This window comes from Alphaproteobacteria bacterium (assembly GCA_041396705.1).
In the GTDB taxonomy this organism is placed as follows: domain Bacteria; phylum Pseudomonadota; class Alphaproteobacteria; order CALKHQ01; family CALKHQ01; genus CALKHQ01.
The window spans coordinates 16,225-31,613 of the sequence record JAWKYB010000026.1; the positions used below are offsets into that span (position 1 = coordinate 16,225).

General features: G+C 70.9%; 14 protein-coding genes and 1 pseudogene. 12 read left to right on the plus strand and 3 right to left on the minus strand.

Annotated features, from left to right (window positions below; genetic code table 11):
- The first annotated feature begins 73 nt into the window (after positions 1-73).
- The 8 genes and pseudogenes from R3F55_24995 (at position 74) to R3F55_25030 (ending at position 8,718) form a co-directional block, all read left to right on the plus strand.
- Positions 74-1,498 carry an ATP-binding protein gene (locus tag R3F55_24995; GenBank protein MEZ5670633.1) on the plus strand — a complete coding sequence of 475 codons (1,425 nt, stop codon included), beginning with the start codon at positions 74-76 and terminating at the stop codon, positions 1,496-1,498.
- Between the two features lie 297 nt (positions 1,499-1,795).
- Positions 1,796-2,836, plus strand: coding sequence for a substrate-binding domain-containing protein (locus R3F55_25000; GenBank protein ID MEZ5670634.1), 1,041 nt, complete (start codon positions 1,796-1,798; stop codon positions 2,834-2,836).
- An 877-nt stretch (positions 2,837-3,713) separates the two neighbouring features.
- Positions 3,714-4,631 (plus strand): annotated as a pseudogene (locus R3F55_25005) (ABC transporter permease subunit).
- Entirely contained in the window at positions 4,624-5,946 is a 1,323-nt protein-coding gene (gene pstA, locus R3F55_25010) for a phosphate ABC transporter permease PstA (protein MEZ5670635.1), read from the plus strand. The pseudogene R3F55_25005 and the gene pstA overlap by 8 nt, the downstream one beginning before the upstream one ends.
- 83 nt (positions 5,947-6,029) lie before the next feature.
- Positions 6,030-6,773, plus strand: a complete 744-nt coding sequence (pstB, locus tag R3F55_25015) for a phosphate ABC transporter ATP-binding protein PstB (GenBank protein MEZ5670636.1) — start codon at positions 6,030-6,032, stop codon at positions 6,771-6,773.
- A 59-nt stretch (positions 6,774-6,832) separates the two neighbouring features.
- Positions 6,833-7,585 carry a phosphate signaling complex protein PhoU gene (gene phoU / locus R3F55_25020; protein ID MEZ5670637.1) on the plus strand — a complete coding sequence of 251 codons (753 nt, stop codon included), beginning with the start codon at positions 6,833-6,835 and terminating at the stop codon, positions 7,583-7,585.
- Positions 7,586-7,630: 45 nt separating this feature from the next.
- On the plus strand, positions 7,631-8,332 hold the full coding sequence (gene phoB, locus R3F55_25025; GenBank protein MEZ5670638.1) for a phosphate regulon transcriptional regulator PhoB: 702 nt from the start codon (positions 7,631-7,633) through the stop codon (positions 8,330-8,332).
- Complete coding sequence (locus tag R3F55_25030; GenBank protein ID MEZ5670639.1) at positions 8,329-8,718, plus strand: VOC family protein; 390 nt, start codon at positions 8,329-8,331, stop codon at positions 8,716-8,718. Before phoB ends, R3F55_25030 begins: the two co-directional genes overlap by 4 nt.
- Before the next feature lie 19 nt (positions 8,719-8,737).
- On the opposite strand, the gene R3F55_25035 is transcribed toward R3F55_25030, so the two are convergent.
- Together R3F55_25035 and R3F55_25040 are read right to left on the minus strand one after the other, a co-directional pair.
- Entirely contained in the window at positions 8,738-10,567 is a 1,830-nt protein-coding gene (locus R3F55_25035; GenBank protein ID MEZ5670640.1) for an extracellular solute-binding protein, read from the minus strand.
- 38 nt (positions 10,568-10,605) lie between these two features.
- Positions 10,606-11,616, minus strand: coding sequence for an adenosine kinase (locus R3F55_25040; protein ID MEZ5670641.1), 1,011 nt, complete (start codon positions 11,614-11,616; stop codon positions 10,606-10,608).
- Between the two features lie 270 nt (positions 11,617-11,886).
- Between R3F55_25040 and R3F55_25045 the strand changes: the two genes are divergently transcribed.
- Both R3F55_25045 and R3F55_25050 read left to right on the plus strand, forming a co-directional pair.
- On the plus strand, positions 11,887-12,735 hold the full coding sequence (locus R3F55_25045) for a polymer-forming cytoskeletal protein (GenBank protein ID MEZ5670642.1): 849 nt from the start codon (positions 11,887-11,889) through the stop codon (positions 12,733-12,735).
- Between the two features lie 3 nt (positions 12,736-12,738).
- Entirely contained in the window at positions 12,739-13,059 is a 321-nt protein-coding gene (locus R3F55_25050) for a hypothetical protein (GenBank protein ID MEZ5670643.1), read from the plus strand.
- 24 nt (positions 13,060-13,083) lie between these two features.
- Here R3F55_25050 and nth read toward each other — a convergent pair whose 3' ends face one another.
- Positions 13,084-13,719, minus strand: a complete 636-nt coding sequence (nth, locus tag R3F55_25055; protein MEZ5670644.1) for an endonuclease III — start codon at positions 13,717-13,719, stop codon at positions 13,084-13,086.
- 170 nt (positions 13,720-13,889) lie between these two features.
- Between nth and R3F55_25060 the strand changes: the two genes are divergently transcribed.
- The gene (locus R3F55_25060; protein MEZ5670645.1) at positions 13,890-14,354 is read left to right on the plus strand and encodes a DUF2244 domain-containing protein; all 465 of its coding nucleotides are present in this window, start codon (positions 13,890-13,892) and stop codon (positions 14,352-14,354) included.
- Between the two features lie 29 nt (positions 14,355-14,383).
- Entirely contained in the window at positions 14,384-15,286 is a 903-nt protein-coding gene (locus R3F55_25065; protein ID MEZ5670646.1) for a DMT family transporter, read from the plus strand.
- Positions 15,287-15,389: the final 103 nt, after the last annotated feature.

The window sequence follows — 15,389 nt, forward strand, 5'->3', positions numbered from 1 at the left end:
GAACCGCGCTATCGCATGTGTTCTAGATGAGTGGCGGCGCGTCGTGTCGGGCCGCCGAACGGAAGGAGCGCATATGGCGCGATCGCGGACCCCGCTGCGAGCGATCGCCGGCACGGTCGCGACGCTGGCCGCGCCGCCCGTTGCCGTGGCCGCGATCCTGGCGCTGGCCGACGAGATCGCCTGGCTGTGGGTGCTGGTCATCGGGCTGGTCACCGTCGCCGCGGTCGCGCCGCTGGTGATCGGCCACCAGCGCGGCCTGACCCGCATCGCCGACTATGCCAGCGGCGCCGCCGGCCGTGGCGAGCCCGCGCCGCAGCCGGCTGGCACGCTGGCCGACCTGGCGGCGGCGGTCGGACGGCTGGCCAGCGGCGCGGCCGAGCAGCAGCGCCGCGCCGAGCAGGGCGTGCGCAGCAACGCGACCATCATCGAGAACCTGCCCAACCCGCTGCTGCTGGTCGACGCGGCCGGCAGCATCGTCGGCGCCAACCTGGCCGCCCGCGCCACTTTCGGCAACCGCCTGGTCGGCCAGGACCTGAGTTCGGTCAGCCGCGCGCCGGCGCTGCTCGACGCCATGGCCGACGTGCTGGACGGCGCCATGAAGCGCGAGGTCGAGTTCGACCAGCCGGTGCCGGTCAACCGCAGCTTCGCCGCCATCGTCGAGCGGCTGCCGCAGGCGGATGGCCCGGACGGCGACGCCCGCCCGGTGGCGATGGTGCTGGTCCACGACCTGACCGCGCTGAAGCGCACCGAGCAGCTGCGCGCCGAGTTCGTCGCCAACGTCAGCCACGAGCTGCGCACGCCGCTGAGCGCGCTGATCGGCTTCATCGAGACGCTGGCGACCGCGGCGAAGAACGACCCCAAGGCGCGCGAACGCTTCCTCGGCCTGATGGACGAGCAGGGCCGGCGGATGACCCGGCTGATCGACGACCTGCTGTCGCTGTCGAAGATCGAGCTGGACGAGCACACCCGCCCCGCCGACCGGGTCGACCTCGGCGCCCGCGCCCGCGCCGTGTTGCACGGCCTCGACCAGCGGGCGAGAAGCCGCGGCATCACGCTGACCCTCGACCTGCAGGACCCGGCCGCCGTCGTGCTCGGCGACGCCGACCAGATCTACGAGGTGCTGGAGAACCTGGTCGAGAACGCCATCCGCTACAGCCGCGAGAACAGCACCGTGACCGTGCGGATCTGGCGGGCGGCGGCGCGCGATGCCGGCGGCGATGGCGAGGGCACGGTCGGCATGGCGGTGATCGACCAGGGCGAGGGCATCGCCCGCGAGCACATCCCGCGCATCACCGAGCGGTTCTATCGCGTCGACAAGGCGCGCTCGCGCGCGATGGGCGGCACCGGCCTGGGGCTGGCCATCGTCAAGCACATCGTCAGCCGCCACCGCGCCGCGCTGCAGATCGAAAGCAAGGTCGGCGAGGGCAGCACCTTCACCGTCTACTGGCCCGCCGCCGCCAGGCCGGCCCGCGCCGATCGGGCCGCCGCAGCGGAATAGCGCCGGCGCCGCCGGCCTGCGTCATTCGGTCCCGGCCGGTTTGACCGACGCCATGGCCGTGGCAGCGTCGCTGTCATCAAAGTGTCACCGCAGTGCAATAAAACTGCGTTGGGCCATAACTAGGGTCTCGACAGGTTGCCAAGTCATCGGGAACCGGCCGGCCGTCCGAACAGAGGCTCGCCTGCGTCACGACCGCCCGGACACGGGCGCAGGGGTGCGAGGACGGCGGCACCATGAGGGGGTTGAGCCAAGCGGCGCACGGTGTGCCGCGGCCCACAGACATTCTGGAGTGAGGGTATGACAAAGACCTGGTCGCGTGCCATGGCCATCGGCGGCGTCGCCGTGGTTGCCGGCGCCAGCCTGGGCGCCGAAGCGCAGGCGCAGAACCGTGACTACATCAGCATCGTCGGCTCGTCGACGGTGTTCCCGTTCGCGACCGCGGTGGCGGAGGAGTTCGCCAACACCTCCGATTTCCCGGCCCCGGTGATCGAATCCACCGGCTCGGGCGGCGGCTTCAGCCTGTTCTGCGCCGGCGCCGGCATCGACACGCCGGACATCACCAACGCCTCGCGCGCGATCAAGTCGTCCGAGGTCGAGGCCTGCGCCGCCAACGGCGTCGACGCCATCACCGAGGTGACGATCGGCTACGACGGCATCGTGATGGCGAACTCCAACGCCGCGCCGACCTACGGCCTGACCCGTGCCCAGATCTGGCTTGCGCTGGCCAAGACCGTGCCGGTCGACGGCGCGCTGGTGCCCAACCCGCACACCTTCTGGAGCGACATCGACCCGTCGCTGCCGCCGAACCCGATCGAGGTGCTGGGCCCGCCGCCGACATCCGGCACCCGCGACGCCTTCGTCGAGCTGGTCATGGACCACGGCTGCGAGGCATTCGCGGAGGTCGAGGCGCTGGAAGGCGACGCCAAGAAGGAGGTCTGCCAGTCGATGCGCGAGGACGGCCTGTTCATCGAGGCCGGCGAGAACGACAACCTGATCGTGCAGAAGCTGCAGGCCAACCCGAACTCGCTGGGCATCTTCGGCTTCAGCTTCCTCGACCAGAACATGGACACGCTGCACGGCTCTGCCATCGACGGCGTCGCGCCGACCTTCGAGGCGATCGCCGACAGCAGCTATCCGGTGTCGCGGCCGCTGTTCTTCTACGTGAAGAACGCGCATGTCGGCGTCGTGCCGGGGATGCAGGAGTACGTGACCGCCTTCACCGACGAGGCGGCCTGGGGCCCGGACGGCTATCTGTCCGCCATCGGCCTGATCCCGCTGCCGGACGACGCGCGCGCCGACATGGCCGCCTCTGCCCGCAGCCTGACGCCGATGAACTGAGGCTTCGCCTCGCACCGACCGGCCGGCGGCGGTCCCACGGGGTCGCCGCCGGTTCTCGCCCGAGGTCCGATGATGCAGGGGGAACGCGGCGGGCCGAACTGTTGCCGCCGCGCGTGGTAAGGGCCCGATATGCCTAGCTTGGTGTTGCTCGCCGTCCTGATCGCGCTCGCGGTGGTCGGCTTCTGGATGGGCCGGCAGCGATCCACCGTCCTGGCCGGCGGTTCGCCCCGCTCGCTGCATTCGCGGCCGGGCTATTACGGGCTCTACGTCGCCATCTGGTGCGCGATCCCCAGCCTGCTGCCTGCCGTTCTGTGGATCGTCTTCTCGGGTGTCGTCATCGACTGGATGGTCGTCGGCGGCCTGCCGGCCGAGGTCCAGGCCCTGCCGTCCAACGAGCTCGGCCTGGTGATGAACACCATCCACAACCTGGCCGAGAACGCCAACGCCGCCGGCGCCGACGACCCGGTGGTCGCCGCGGCGGCCGATCGCTATCAGAGCCTTAGCCGGATCAGCAGTTATGTGATCTTCGTGCTGGCGCTGGCGGTGGCCGCCCTCGGGCTGGCTACGCCCAGCGCCGGGTGCAGCCGACGATGCAGGCGCGCGCAACGCGGTCGAGCGCACGGTGCGGATCCTGCTGATCGTCTGCTCGACCATCGCGATCCTGACCACGGTCGGCATCGTGCTGTCGCTGCTGTTCGAGTCCTTCCGGTTCTTCACCCAGGTACCGGTGTGGGACTTCCTGTTCGGACTGGAGTGGAGCCCGCAGACCGCGATCCGCGCCGACCAGGTCGGCTCGTCGGGCAGCTTCGGCGCGGTGCCGCTGTTCACCGGCACGCTGCTGATCAGCGCCATCGCCATGCTGGTCGCCGTGCCGATCGGCCTGTTCTCGGCGATCTACCTGTCCGAATATGCCGACCGGCGCGTGCGCGGCTGGGTCAAGCCGGCGCTGGAGGTGCTGGCCGGCGTGCCGACGGTGGTCTACGGCTTCTTCGCCGCGATCACCGTAGCGCCGTTCTTCCGCGAGATCGGCGTCGGGCTCGAGGACCTGATCAACTGGGCGCTGTCGCCGCTGCTGCTGGACGGCTGGCGCACCGACTTCATCGACCGGACCCTGGCCCCGGTGCTGGATATGGTGGTCGACGCGGCGAAGCGCGACGAGCTGCGCGACCAGCTGATCGCCTATGTGCTCGAGCTTGCCCGAACGACCGCGCCGACCCAGTTCGACTACACCTTCACCAGCCCGCTGATCGGCGGCAGCGCCGACCTGCACCAGTATCTCGGCAACACCTGGCGCGAGGCCTATCTCGCGCCGCGCTTCGTCGAGATCGACATCGCGTCCGAAAGTGCGATCGCCGCCGGCATCGTCATGGGCATCATGATCATCCCGTTCGTCTCCTCGCTCAGCGACGACGTGATCAATGCGGTGCCGCAGACCCTGCGCGACGGCGCCTACGCGCTGGGCGCGACCCGGTCGGAAACGATCAAGCAGGTCATCATCCCGGCCGCGCTGCCGGGCATCGTCGCCGGCGTGCTGCTGGCGGTCAGCCGTGCGATCGGCGAGACCATGATCGTGGTGATGGCCGCCGGCCTGGCCGCCAACCTGACCGCCAACCCGTTCGAGGCGGTGACCACGGTGACGGTGCAGATCGTCACGCTGCTGACCGGCGACCAGGAGTTCGACAGCCCGAAGACGCTGGCGGCCTTCGCCCTCGGCCTGGTGCTGTTCATCGTCACGCTGGCCATGAACGTGATCGCGCTCCGCGTGGTGCGCAAGTACCGAGAGAAGTATGACTGACATCGCCGCTACACCGGACGCAGCCGGCGCGCTGCCCCGGGGCCCGCTGGTCCTCTCGCCGGCCCAGATCCGCAAGCGCTATCGCGCCGAACGTCGCTTCCGCTTCTATGGCCAGATCGCGATCGGCCTGGCGCTGCTGATGCTCGGCATCCTCACGGTCACCATCGTCGGCAAGGGCTGGTCGGCCTTCTACACCTACGAGCTGGAGCTGGCCGTCGCGCTGGACGAGGCCGTGATCGACCCGGACGGCACCCGCGACCCGGCGACGCTGTCCGGCGCCAACTACAAGAAGGTGGTCGACACCGCCCTCGCCGCCCTGTTCCCGGACGTCTCCGGCCGCAACGACACGCGGGAACTCAACGCGCTGATGAGCGACGGCGCACGCTATGCGGTGCGCCAGATGGTCCTGGACGACCCGAACCTGATCGGCCAGACGGTCACCATCGCCGTTCCGTTGGCCGACGATGCCATCCAGGTGCTCAAGGGCAACGCGCCGCGTCCCCGCCCCGGCGACACGCTGACACGGGTCAGCGAGCAGCAGATGGGCTGGCTCGATTCGCTGGAAGAGCGGGGCCTGATCGAGAGCGCGGCCGACTGGGGCTTCTTCACCACCGCCGACAGCCGCAAGCCGGAGCTCGCCGGGATCTGGAGCGCGGTGGTCGGCAGCCTGTACACCATGCTGGTCACGCTGGTGCTGGCCTTCCCGATCGCCGTCGCCGCGGCGATCTACCTGGAAGAGTTCGCGCCGAAGAACCTGTGGACCGACCTGATCGAGATCAACATCAACAATCTGGCCGCGGTGCCGTCGATCGTGTTCGGCCTGCTCGGGCTTGCCGTGTTCCTCAACGTGTTCGGCCTGCCGCGCTCCGCGCCGGTCGCCGGCGGCATGGTGCTGGCGCTGATGACCCTGCCGACCATCATCATCGCCACCCGCGCCGCGCTGAAGGCGGTGCCGCCGTCGATCCGCGAGGGCGCGCTGGGCATGGGCGCCTCGCACCAGCAGGCGATCCAGCACCATGTGCTGCCGCTGGCGATGCCCGGCATCCTGACCGGCACCATCATCGGCATGGCGCAGGCCCTGGGCGAGACCGCGCCGCTGATCATGATCGGCATGGTCGCCTTCATCGCCTCGGTGCCGGCCGACCCGCTGAGCCCGGCGACCGTGCTGCCGGTGCAGATCTTCATCTGGTCGGACAGCCCCGAACGCGGCTTCGTCGAGAAGACCAGCGCGGCGATCATGGTGCTGCTCGCCTTCCTGGTGCTGATGAACGGGGTGGCGATCTACCTGCGCAAGAAATTCGAGAGACGGTGGTAGGCATGAAAATGGAAACGGTCGAACAGCTCGACGCCCTGACCGCACCGGCGGCCGCCGAGAGCGGCGCCGCCAGCCCGAAGGTGATGGCGCGCGACGTGAGCGTCTTCTACGGCCAGAAGCAGGCGCTGTTCGATGTCAATCTCGACATCCACGAGAACGAGGTGATCTCGCTGATCGGCCCGTCGGGCTGCGGCAAGTCCACCTTCCTGCGCTGCATCAACCGGATGAACGACACCATCGAGGGCTGCCGCGTCACCGGCGGGCTCAGCATCGACGGTCAGGACATCCACGACCCGCGGCTGGACGTGGTGCAGCTGCGCGCCCGTGTCGGCATGGTGTTCCAGAAGCCGAACCCGTTCCCCAAGTCGATCTACGACAACGTCGCCTACGGCCCGCGGCTGCACGGGATGGCCAAGGACCGCGCCGGACTGGACCAGCTGGTCGAGCACAGCCTGCGGCGCGCCGGCCTGTGGGAGGAGGTGAAGGACCGGCTCGAGGCCTCCGGCACCGGCCTGTCCGGCGGCCAGCAGCAGCGGCTGTGCATCGCCCGCGCCATCGCGGTCAACCCGGAAGTGGTGCTGATGGACGAGCCGTGCTCGGCGCTGGACCCGATCGCCACCGCCCGGATCGAGGAGCTGATCGACGAGCTGCGCGAAAGCTTCACCATCGTCATCGTCACCCACTCGATGCAGCAGGCCGCGCGCGTGTCGCAGAAGACCGCCTTCTTCCACCTCGGCATCCTGGTCGAGCACGGCGAGACCGAGCAGATCTTCACCAGCCCGAACGAGAAGCGCACCCACGACTACATCACCGGCCGCTTCGGCTGAGCCCGCCCCACCGACAGCCGGACATCCGCGCGCGGTCGCGCGCCAGCGAGGAACAGGTCATGCCGACCACCGAAAAGACGAGCCACACGGTCAAGGCCTTCGACGACGAGCTGAAGGCGCTGAACCACATGGTCGCCCGCATGGGCGGCCGGGCCGAGAACCAGCTCAACACCGCGATCCAGGCGCTGGTCCAGCGCAATGCCGAGCTGGCCTCGCGCGTGGTCGAGGCCGACGCCGAGATCGACCATGCCGAGCAGCAGATCGCCGAGCACGCGGTGCGCACGCTGGCCCTGCGCCAGCCGATGGCCAGCGACCTGCGCGACATCATCGGCGCGCTGAAGATCTCCACCGACCTGGAGCGGGTCGGCGACTATGCCGCCAACGTCGCCAAGCGTGCGATCGCGCTGAGCCAGATGCCGGCGACCCGCCAGTCCGGCGCGATCCAGCGCATGGGCCGGCTGACCCAGCAGCAGATGAAGAGCGTGCTCGACGCCTTCATCGAGCGCGACACCGCCATCGCCCGCCAGGTGTGGGAGCGCGATGCCGAGGTCGACGAGATGTACAACAGCCTGTTCCGCGAGCTGCTGACCTACATGATGGAGGACGCGCGCAGCATCTCGGCCTGCACCCACCTGCTGTTCATCGCCAAGAACATCGAGCGGATCGGCGACCACACCACCAACATCGCCGAGACCATCCATTTCATGGTCACCGGCAGCTACGTCATCGACCAGCGCCCGAAATCGGACAGCGCGAACTTCGCGGTGATCGACAGCGGCCGCGATGACGAGGCCGACGGGCCCGGCGCCTGAGCCGGCATCGGTGCGACCGAAGGCAGCCGGTAGGAGAACGGACCGATGGAACCACTGATCCTGATCGCGGAGGACGAGCCGTCGATCGTGGAGATGGTCAAGTACAACCTGGAGCACGAGGGCTTCCGCACCGCCACCGCGCTGGACGGCGACGAGGCCCTGATCGCGGTGGCCGAGCACAAGCCCGACCTGGTCCTGCTCGACTGGATGCTGCCGCATGTCTCCGGCCTGGAGATCTGCCGCCAGCTGCGCCGCGGCAACGCCACCCGCGACCTGCCGATCATCATGCTGACCGCCCGCGGCGAGGAACCGGACCGGGTGCGCGGCCTGGAGAGCGGCGCCGACGACTATGTGGTCAAGCCGTTCAGCCCCGGCGAGCTGATGGCCCGCATCCGCGCGCTGCTGCGCCGCTCGACCGCGACCGGGCGGTCGGAGACGCTGAGCTACGGCGACCTGTCGATGGACCTGACCGCCCACCGCGTCACCCGCGGCGGCCGCGCCATCCACCTGGGCCCGACCGAATACCGGCTGCTGCGCCACTTCCTGTCGCATCCCGGCCGGGTATTCTCGCGCGAGCAGCTGCTGGACGCGGTGTGGGGCCGCGACGTCTATGTCGAGCCGCGCACGGTCGACGTCCACATCCGCCGCCTGCGCCGGGCGATCAACGCCAGCGGCGAGGCCGACGTCATCCGCACCGTCCGCTCGGCCGGCTATGCGCTCGATTCGACGATGGAGGAAACCGCCTGAGCGCGCACATCGCCGCCGTTGCCCTGCTGGTGCCCGACTACGACGCCGGGCTCGACTTCTATGTCGGCCGGCTCGGCTTCGCGCTGGTGGAAGACACCGACCTCGGCGACGGCAAGCGCTGGGTGCTGGTGGCGCCGCCCGGCGCGCGCGAGACCCGGCTGCTGCTGGCCAAGGCGGCAAGCCCGGCCCAGGCCGCCGCGGTCGGCAACCAGGCCGGCGGCCGCGTGTTCCTGTTCCTCGCCACCGACGATTTCGCCCGCGATCACGCCGCCTTCACCGCCGCCGGCGTCCGCTTCCTGGAGCCGCCGCGGCACGAGGCCTATGGCACCGTCGCCGTCTTCGCCGACCCGTGGGGCAATCGGTGGGACCTGATCCAGCCGGCCTGAATCCGGCCGCGCGCACCTTTTATTCGCGGGCGCAGTGCCACCAGGCCTCCAGCACCGTGCCGTACAGCGACGGCTCCGGCGTGTGGCACAGCGTGTTCCAATAGGCCCAGCGGTCGGCGGTGGCGTGGTACAGCGGCACGGCGTAGTGGCCCCACATCACGGCGCGGTCGAGCGCGCGGGCGGCGGCGGTCAACTCGTCGGCGCTGCGCGCGTTGGTCAGGGCGTCGATCAGCGCGTCGATCGCCGGGCTCTTCACCCCGGCCAGGTTGCGGCTGCCCGGCTGGTCGGCCTGGGCGCTGGACCAGTATTGCCGCTGCTCGTTGCCGGGCGACAGGGTCACCCCCCAAAGGTTCACGGTCATGTCGAAGTCGAAATTGTTGCGCCGCTCCTGGTACTGGGCGCTGTCGACGGTGCGGACGGAGACCTGCATGCCGAGCCGGCCGAGCGTGTCGGCGAAGCCGAGCGCGACCTTCTCGTCGCCGGCATCGACCAGCAGGATCTCGAAGGCGAAGGGCGTGCCGGCGGCATCGACCAGCGCGCCGTCGCGCACGGTCCAGCCGGCCTCGGCCAGCAGCGCCACCGCCTGGCCCAGGTTGCCGCGCACCGTGGCGCCCGGCGCGGTGCCCGGCACCACATAGGGCTCGGTCATGATGCCGGCCGGCAGGTCTGCGGCGACCGCGGCCAGCAGTTCGGCCTCGCGCCCCTCCGGCACGCCGGAAAAGGCCAGCGGCGAGTTGTCGAACATGCCCTCGGTGCGGGTATAGGCGCCGTAGAACAGGGTCTGGTTCATGGCCGGGAAGTCGAAGGCATAGGCGATCGCCTCGCGCACCCGCCGGTCCTCGAACTGCGCCCGCCGGGTGTTGAACACCAGCCCGCGCAGCCCCGACGGCCGGTTGTTCGGGATCTCCTCGCGCACGATGTCGCCGCTGGTCACCGCCGGCATGTCGTAGGCGGTGGCCCACTGGGTCGGCGACGGCTCCGGCCGGACATCGTAATTGCCGGCGAAGAACGCCTCGCGCGCCACCGTACCGTCGCGGAAATAGGCGAACTCCCAGCGGTCGAAGTTGTACAGCCCGCGGTTCAGCCCCAGGTCGGCGCCCCAGTAGTCGGGCACGCGTTCGAGGACGACGCTGCGGCCGGCATCGACCGCGGCGACGCGATAGGGCCCGCTGGCCAACATCGGCTCCAGGCCCGGCTCGGTGAAGCTGTGAGTCGCGAACCACGCCTGCGAGACGATCGGCATCAGCCCCATGATCATCGGGGTCTCGCGGTTGGCCTGGTCGGTGAAGTCGATGCGGACCGTGCGGGCGTCCAGCGCGGCGACCGACGCCACCATCGGGGCGTATTGCTGCCGCCGGGGCGAGCCGTCGCGCAGCATGGTCTCGATCGAGAACTTGATGTCGTCGGCGGTCACCGGCGTGCCGTCGTGCCAGCGCGCCTCCGGCCTGAGGGTGAACACCACCCAGCTGCGGTCCTCCGGCATCTCCACCGATTCGGCGAGCAGGCCGTACAGCGTGAACGGCTCGTCCCATACCCGGCCCATCAGCGTCTCGCCGTAGAGCTGCTGGCCCGCGGCGGAGACGCCGGCCAGGATGTAGGGATTGAGGCTGTCGAAGGTGCCGACCACATACTGGCGCATCGTGCCGCCCTGCGGCGCGTCGGGGTCGGCATAGGACAGGTGGTCGAAACCGGGGCCGTATTTCGGCTCGCCGATCATCGTCATCGCATGGCTGACGATGCCGCCGTGCGGGCCGGACTCCTGGCCCAGGGCCGCCGCCGGCCCCAGCGCCAGCGCCGCAAGCAGCACGCCCGCCAGCCGATCCGCCCCGCGCCGTCCGTTGACGCCCATCGTGCCCTCCCTCGGTCTACCCCCCGTGGTGCCGGCGCTCAGCCGGCGTCTTCGACCGCCGCCAGTAAGTCCGACAGCGGCCGGTCCGGGCGCGGGCCCAAGTGCCCGATCACCTCGGCCGCGGCCAGGCCGCCCAGCCGGCCGCACTCGGCCAGCGGCCGGCCGCGGGCGTAGCCGAACAGGAAGCCGGCGGCATACTGGTCGCCGGCGCCGGTGGTGTCGACCAGGTGCTCGATCGGCTCCGCGGCCAGCTCGATCACCGTGTCGCCGGCGACCACGACCGAGCCCTTCTCGCTGCGGGTCAGCGCCGCCACCGTGCAGTCCAGCCGCACCGCCGCCACCGCGTCGGCGAAGTCCTTCACCCGGTACAGCGACAGGATCTCCGCCTCGTTGGCGAACAGCACGTCGATATGGCCGGCGATCAGGTCGCGGAACGAGTCGCGGTGGCGCTCGACGCAGAACGGGTCCGACAGCGTCAGCGAGACCTTGCGCCGGGCCGCGTGCGCCGCCTCCGCCGCCTTCAGCAGCGCCTGCTTCGCCGCCGGCGGGTCCCACAGGTAGCCTTCCAGATAGGTGATCTGCGCCGATTGCACGAAGGCGGGGTCGACGTCGTCCGGCCCCAGCTCGACGCAGGCGCCGAGATAGGTGTGCATGGTGCGCTGCGCATCGGGCGTGATCAGGATCAGGCTGCGCGCCGTCGGCGCGCCGTCCCGCGACGGCGCGGTCTCGAAGTCGACGCCGATGGCCCGGATGTCGTGGCGGAAGATGCGGCCGAAATCGTCGTCGCGCACCTTGCCGATATAGCCGGCCTTGCCGCCGAACGAGGCGACGCCGGCCATGGTGTTGGCGCATGAGCCGCCCGAGGCCTCCACCGCCGGCGGCATCGATTCGTACAGCCGCGAGGCGAAGGCGTCGTCGACCAGGTTCATGGCGCCCTTGGTCAGCGCGTGCTTGCCGAGGAAGGCCTCGTCGGCGTGGGCGAGGATGTCGATGATCGCGTTGCCGATGCCGACAACGTCGCGCGTTGTCTCGGTGGTCGTCCTTGCCATTGTGCTGGGCACCGTCCTCGGTCGCTGTTGTCGGGCGCGTTTGCTGGGGGCCGCCGGCCGGAACCGCCGTGCGACTCGGATGGATAGCACGCATGGCCGCCACGCGCATCGCGAAAGCTGGTATTGGAGTTGGCGGCGCGACCCGCTAGACTCGCCGCCGCCGATCGCCCCCGCGCGCAACGGAAAATTAACCATAAGACCGCCGGGATCGGCTGGGGCGTGCGCTTCGCGACGGTGGGCCGCGCCGCGACACAGACGATGAGGACTGCGATGTTCCGCAAAGACCGCGGCATGGACCGGCCGACCCGCAGCAAGACCGCGCAGCGCGGCAGCGAGGCCCAGCCTCGCCTGGACCCGGCCAAGATCGCCGCGTCCGGGGCGCCGGCGGCGAAGCCGGCCGCACCCGGCCGCGCCGCATCGTCCGCCGATGCCGATGCGCCGGCGGCCAATCGCGCCTCCTGGCCGCGCCCGACCGGCAACGCCACGCCGAACCGGCTGAGCGCGCTGCTGGGCGAGCCGGTGACCCGGCCGATCGCCCCGCAGCCGGAGGCGGCACCCAGCGAGCCGCGCCGCGAGACCGGCAAGCGCATGCACATCGGCCAGGACATCTCGATCAGCGGCGAGATCACCACCTGCGACGTGCTGGTCATCGACGGCCATGTCGACGCCACGGTGCGCGACTGCGGCCGCCTTGAGATCGGCCCGGCCGGCACGCTGAAGGGCGACATCGAGGTGCGCAACGCGGAAATCGGCGGGCGTTTCGACGGCGAGCTGAAGGTCGCCGACCGGCTGACCGTGCGCGGCACCGGCCGGGTGCACGGCAAGATCCGCTATGGCCGGCTGGAAGTCACCGTCGGCGGCCAGCTGCGCGGCGACATCGCCCCCGCCGAACCGGCGGAGCCGGCGACCGCCGCCGCCGCCCCGGCCGCACCCGCGCAGATTCCGGCCGCCCGGCCGGACAGCGCGGAGCGGCCCAGTGCCGCCTCGATCCTGCGGCCGCGCGACGGCGCCACCGCCCCGACGCCGGCAAATGCCGAGGCCGGCCCGGCCGCGACCGGCACGGACACCGGCGAGGCCGCGTCACCGGCGGCGCGCCGGGACCTGACCGCGGCGGAATAGCCGATGCGCCGCCCCGCCGCCTGCGCCGCCCTGATCGCGCTGGCCGGCTGCCAGTCGACAGGCAGCCAAGCGCCCACAGGCGGACTGGCGATCGAGCCGGCCGTCTATGTCGGCAGTTCGGAGGGCGAGCTGCGCGCCGCGCTCGGCCAGCCGGACAGCGCCCGTAACGAGCTCGACGCCCAGGTCTGGCAATATGCCGGGCCCGACTGCGTCGTCGACTTCTTCATGTATCCGCAGGGCGGCGTGCAGGTCGTCGCCTATGCCGAGGCGCGCAACCGCACCGACGGCGCCACGCTGGCGCGCTGCGCGGTCCGCGCCGGCTGACGTCCGGCGCGCGGCAGGCAGGTCCTAGGCGGCGGTCTTCCCCTCCCACCGGCACAGGTCGGCGACGATGCAGCGCTCGCACGCCGGCTTGCGCGCGGTGCAGACATAACGGCCGTGCAGGATCAGCCAGTGGTGGGCGTGCTGCTTCCACTTGTCCGGAACCCGCTTCAGCAGGGCCTGCTCCACCGCCAGCGGCGTCGGCCCCGGCGCCAGACCGGTGCGGTTGGCCAGCCGGAACAGGTGGGTGTCGACCGCGATGGTCGGTTCGCCGAACACGGTGTTCAGCACCACGTTGGCGGTCTTGCGGCCGACGCCGGGCAACGCCTCCAGCGCGGCACGGTCGCGCGGCACCGCGCCGCCGTGCGCCGCGATCAGCCGCTCGCTGAGCAGGATCACGTTCTTCGCCTTGGTCCGGAACAGGCCGATGGTGCGGATCGCCTCGCGCAGCCGCGCCTCGCCCAGCGCCACCATCGCCTGCGGCGTGTCGACCGTGGCGAACAGCGGCGCGGTCGCCTTGTTGACCGAGGCGTCGGTGGCCTGCGCCGATAGCACCACAGCGACCAGCAGCGTGTAGGGATTGCGGTAGTCGAGCTCGGTGGTCGGCGCCGGGTCGGCCGCAGCCAGGCGGGCGAAGAACGCGTCGATCTCCGCCTTGGTCATCAATTTGCGTGCGATCGCTCGGCTCCCTGGCTAACGTGGCGCTTGGCGTGACGAACCGTCGCAAAAGCGCGGCTTCGTCGGCCGCGATGCCCGACACATATCATGGCGCGATGACGGCGACCGGCGAAAGTTCGGCAACAGGCGCGACCACGGACGCCGAAGGCGGGCCGGTGCTGTTCGACGCCGTGCTGACGCCGAGCCGCAGCCTGCCGCCGCTGGCCGCGCGGCACATCCTGGTCGCCTTCTTCCTGCTCAGCTGCGGCGTCGGCCTGGCCTTCCTGGTCAACGGCTGGTGGCCGATCGCCGGCTATTTCGGGCTGGACGCGCTGCTGCTGTGGTGGGCGTTCCGCGCCAGCTACCGCAGCGGCCGGCTGGTCGAGCGGCTGCACCTGACCGCGCGCGCACTGACGGTTGCCCGGGTCCATCCCAACGGCAACGCCGTCGAATGGACCTTCCAGCCGACCTGGCTGCGGGTGGAAATGGACGACCCGCCGCAGCACCAGAGCCAGCTGACCCTGCGCAGCCACGGCCGGGCCATCACCGTCGGCCGCTTCCTGACGCCGGACGAGCGGCTGGAGGTGGCCCGCGCACTGCGCGCCGCCCTGGTCGACGCCCGCCGCCCCGCGCTTGCCTGAGGCCCGCGACCCGACGCAGGCGGCCGGGCATGGCTGAGCCCGCCGCCGGCCGGCCGGTCGCCGCGCTGCGCACCGGGCCGCTGGAGTTCGCCATGCTCGGCGGCATCGGCCTGCTGTGGGGCGCCAACTTCACGCTGATCAAGGTCGGAGTCGGCGACATCCCGCCGGTGACCCTGACCTTCGCCCGCATGGCACTGGGCGCGCTGCTGCTGATCGCGGTCGCCGCGGCGCGCGGCGTCGCCTGGCCGCGCGACCTGCGCACCTGGGCGCTGCTGTTCGCCCTGGCCGTGTTCGGCGCCGGCTTGCCGCAGGGGCTGATCGCCTGGAGCGAGCAGACCATCGACAGCGGCCTCGCCGCCATCCTGATGGCGCTGATGCCGGTCGGCGCCATGCTGATCGCCCATGCGATGACCCGCGACGAGCGCCTGCGCTGGCGCACCGCCGCCGGCATCGGCCTCGGCTTCGGCGCCATGGTCGTGCTGGTCGGCGCCGATGCGCTCAGCGGTCTCGGACACGCCGTCGGCCCTGAGCTGGCCGCCGCCGCCGCGGCGTTGTGCTATTCGCTGAACGCCGTGCTGGCCCGGCGCGTCAGCCACCTGCCGGCGCTGGTGGTCGGCGCGGTCTCGCTTGGCTTCGCCGCGCTCTATTCCCTGCCGGTCGCGCTGATCTTCGAGCGGCCGTGGACCATCGCGCCGTCGACCGAGGCGGTGGTGGCGATCGTCGCGCTCGGGCTGGTCGGCACCGGTGCCGCCGCGCTGCTCTACTTCGCGCTGATCAACCGGGCCGGCGCCACCTTTCTCGCCCTCAGCAACTACCTGGTCCCGCTGGTCGGTGTGGCGTTCGGCGCGCTGTTCCTGGGCGAGGCGCTGCGCGCCCAGGCCTGGGTGGCGATGGCCATGGTGCTGGGCGGCCTGGCGCTGGCGCGGCGCTGAGCGGGCGGCGCTGCGGCGCATTTTTCATAAATCCAATGTTAACCCTGCCCCCGCTATGCCGATCGTCAGCAGCCGTCGCAGAAGCGACGGACCATGGAGACTT

What these genes read in the sequence shown, in the direction of transcription:
- R3F55_24995 (MEZ5670633.1), top strand. Translation starts at nt 74, where the DNA reads ATGGCGCGATCGCGGACCCCGCTGCGAGCGATCGCCGGCACGGTCGCG.
- R3F55_25000 (MEZ5670634.1), top strand. Translation starts at nt 1,796, where the DNA reads ATGACAAAGACCTGGTCGCGTGCCATGGCCATCGGCGGCGTCGCCGTG.
- pstA (MEZ5670635.1), top strand. Translation starts at nt 4,624, where the DNA reads ATGACTGACATCGCCGCTACACCGGACGCAGCCGGCGCGCTGCCCCGG.
- pstB (MEZ5670636.1), top strand. Translation starts at nt 6,030, where the DNA reads ATGGCGCGCGACGTGAGCGTCTTCTACGGCCAGAAGCAGGCGCTGTTC.
- phoU (MEZ5670637.1), top strand. Translation starts at nt 6,833, where the DNA reads ATGCCGACCACCGAAAAGACGAGCCACACGGTCAAGGCCTTCGACGAC.
- phoB (MEZ5670638.1), top strand. Translation starts at nt 7,631, where the DNA reads ATGGAACCACTGATCCTGATCGCGGAGGACGAGCCGTCGATCGTGGAG.
- R3F55_25035 (MEZ5670640.1), bottom strand. Translation starts at nt 10,567, where the DNA reads ATGGGCGTCAACGGACGGCGCGGGGCGGATCGGCTGGCGGGCGTGCTG.
- R3F55_25040 (MEZ5670641.1), bottom strand. Translation starts at nt 11,616, where the DNA reads ATGGCAAGGACGACCACCGAGACAACGCGCGACGTTGTCGGCATCGGC.
- R3F55_25045 (MEZ5670642.1), top strand. Translation starts at nt 11,887, where the DNA reads ATGTTCCGCAAAGACCGCGGCATGGACCGGCCGACCCGCAGCAAGACC.
- R3F55_25050 (MEZ5670643.1), top strand. Translation starts at nt 12,739, where the DNA reads ATGCGCCGCCCCGCCGCCTGCGCCGCCCTGATCGCGCTGGCCGGCTGC.
- nth (MEZ5670644.1), bottom strand. Translation starts at nt 13,719, where the DNA reads ATGACCAAGGCGGAGATCGACGCGTTCTTCGCCCGCCTGGCTGCGGCC.
- R3F55_25065 (MEZ5670646.1), top strand. Translation starts at nt 14,384, where the DNA reads ATGGCTGAGCCCGCCGCCGGCCGGCCGGTCGCCGCGCTGCGCACCGGG.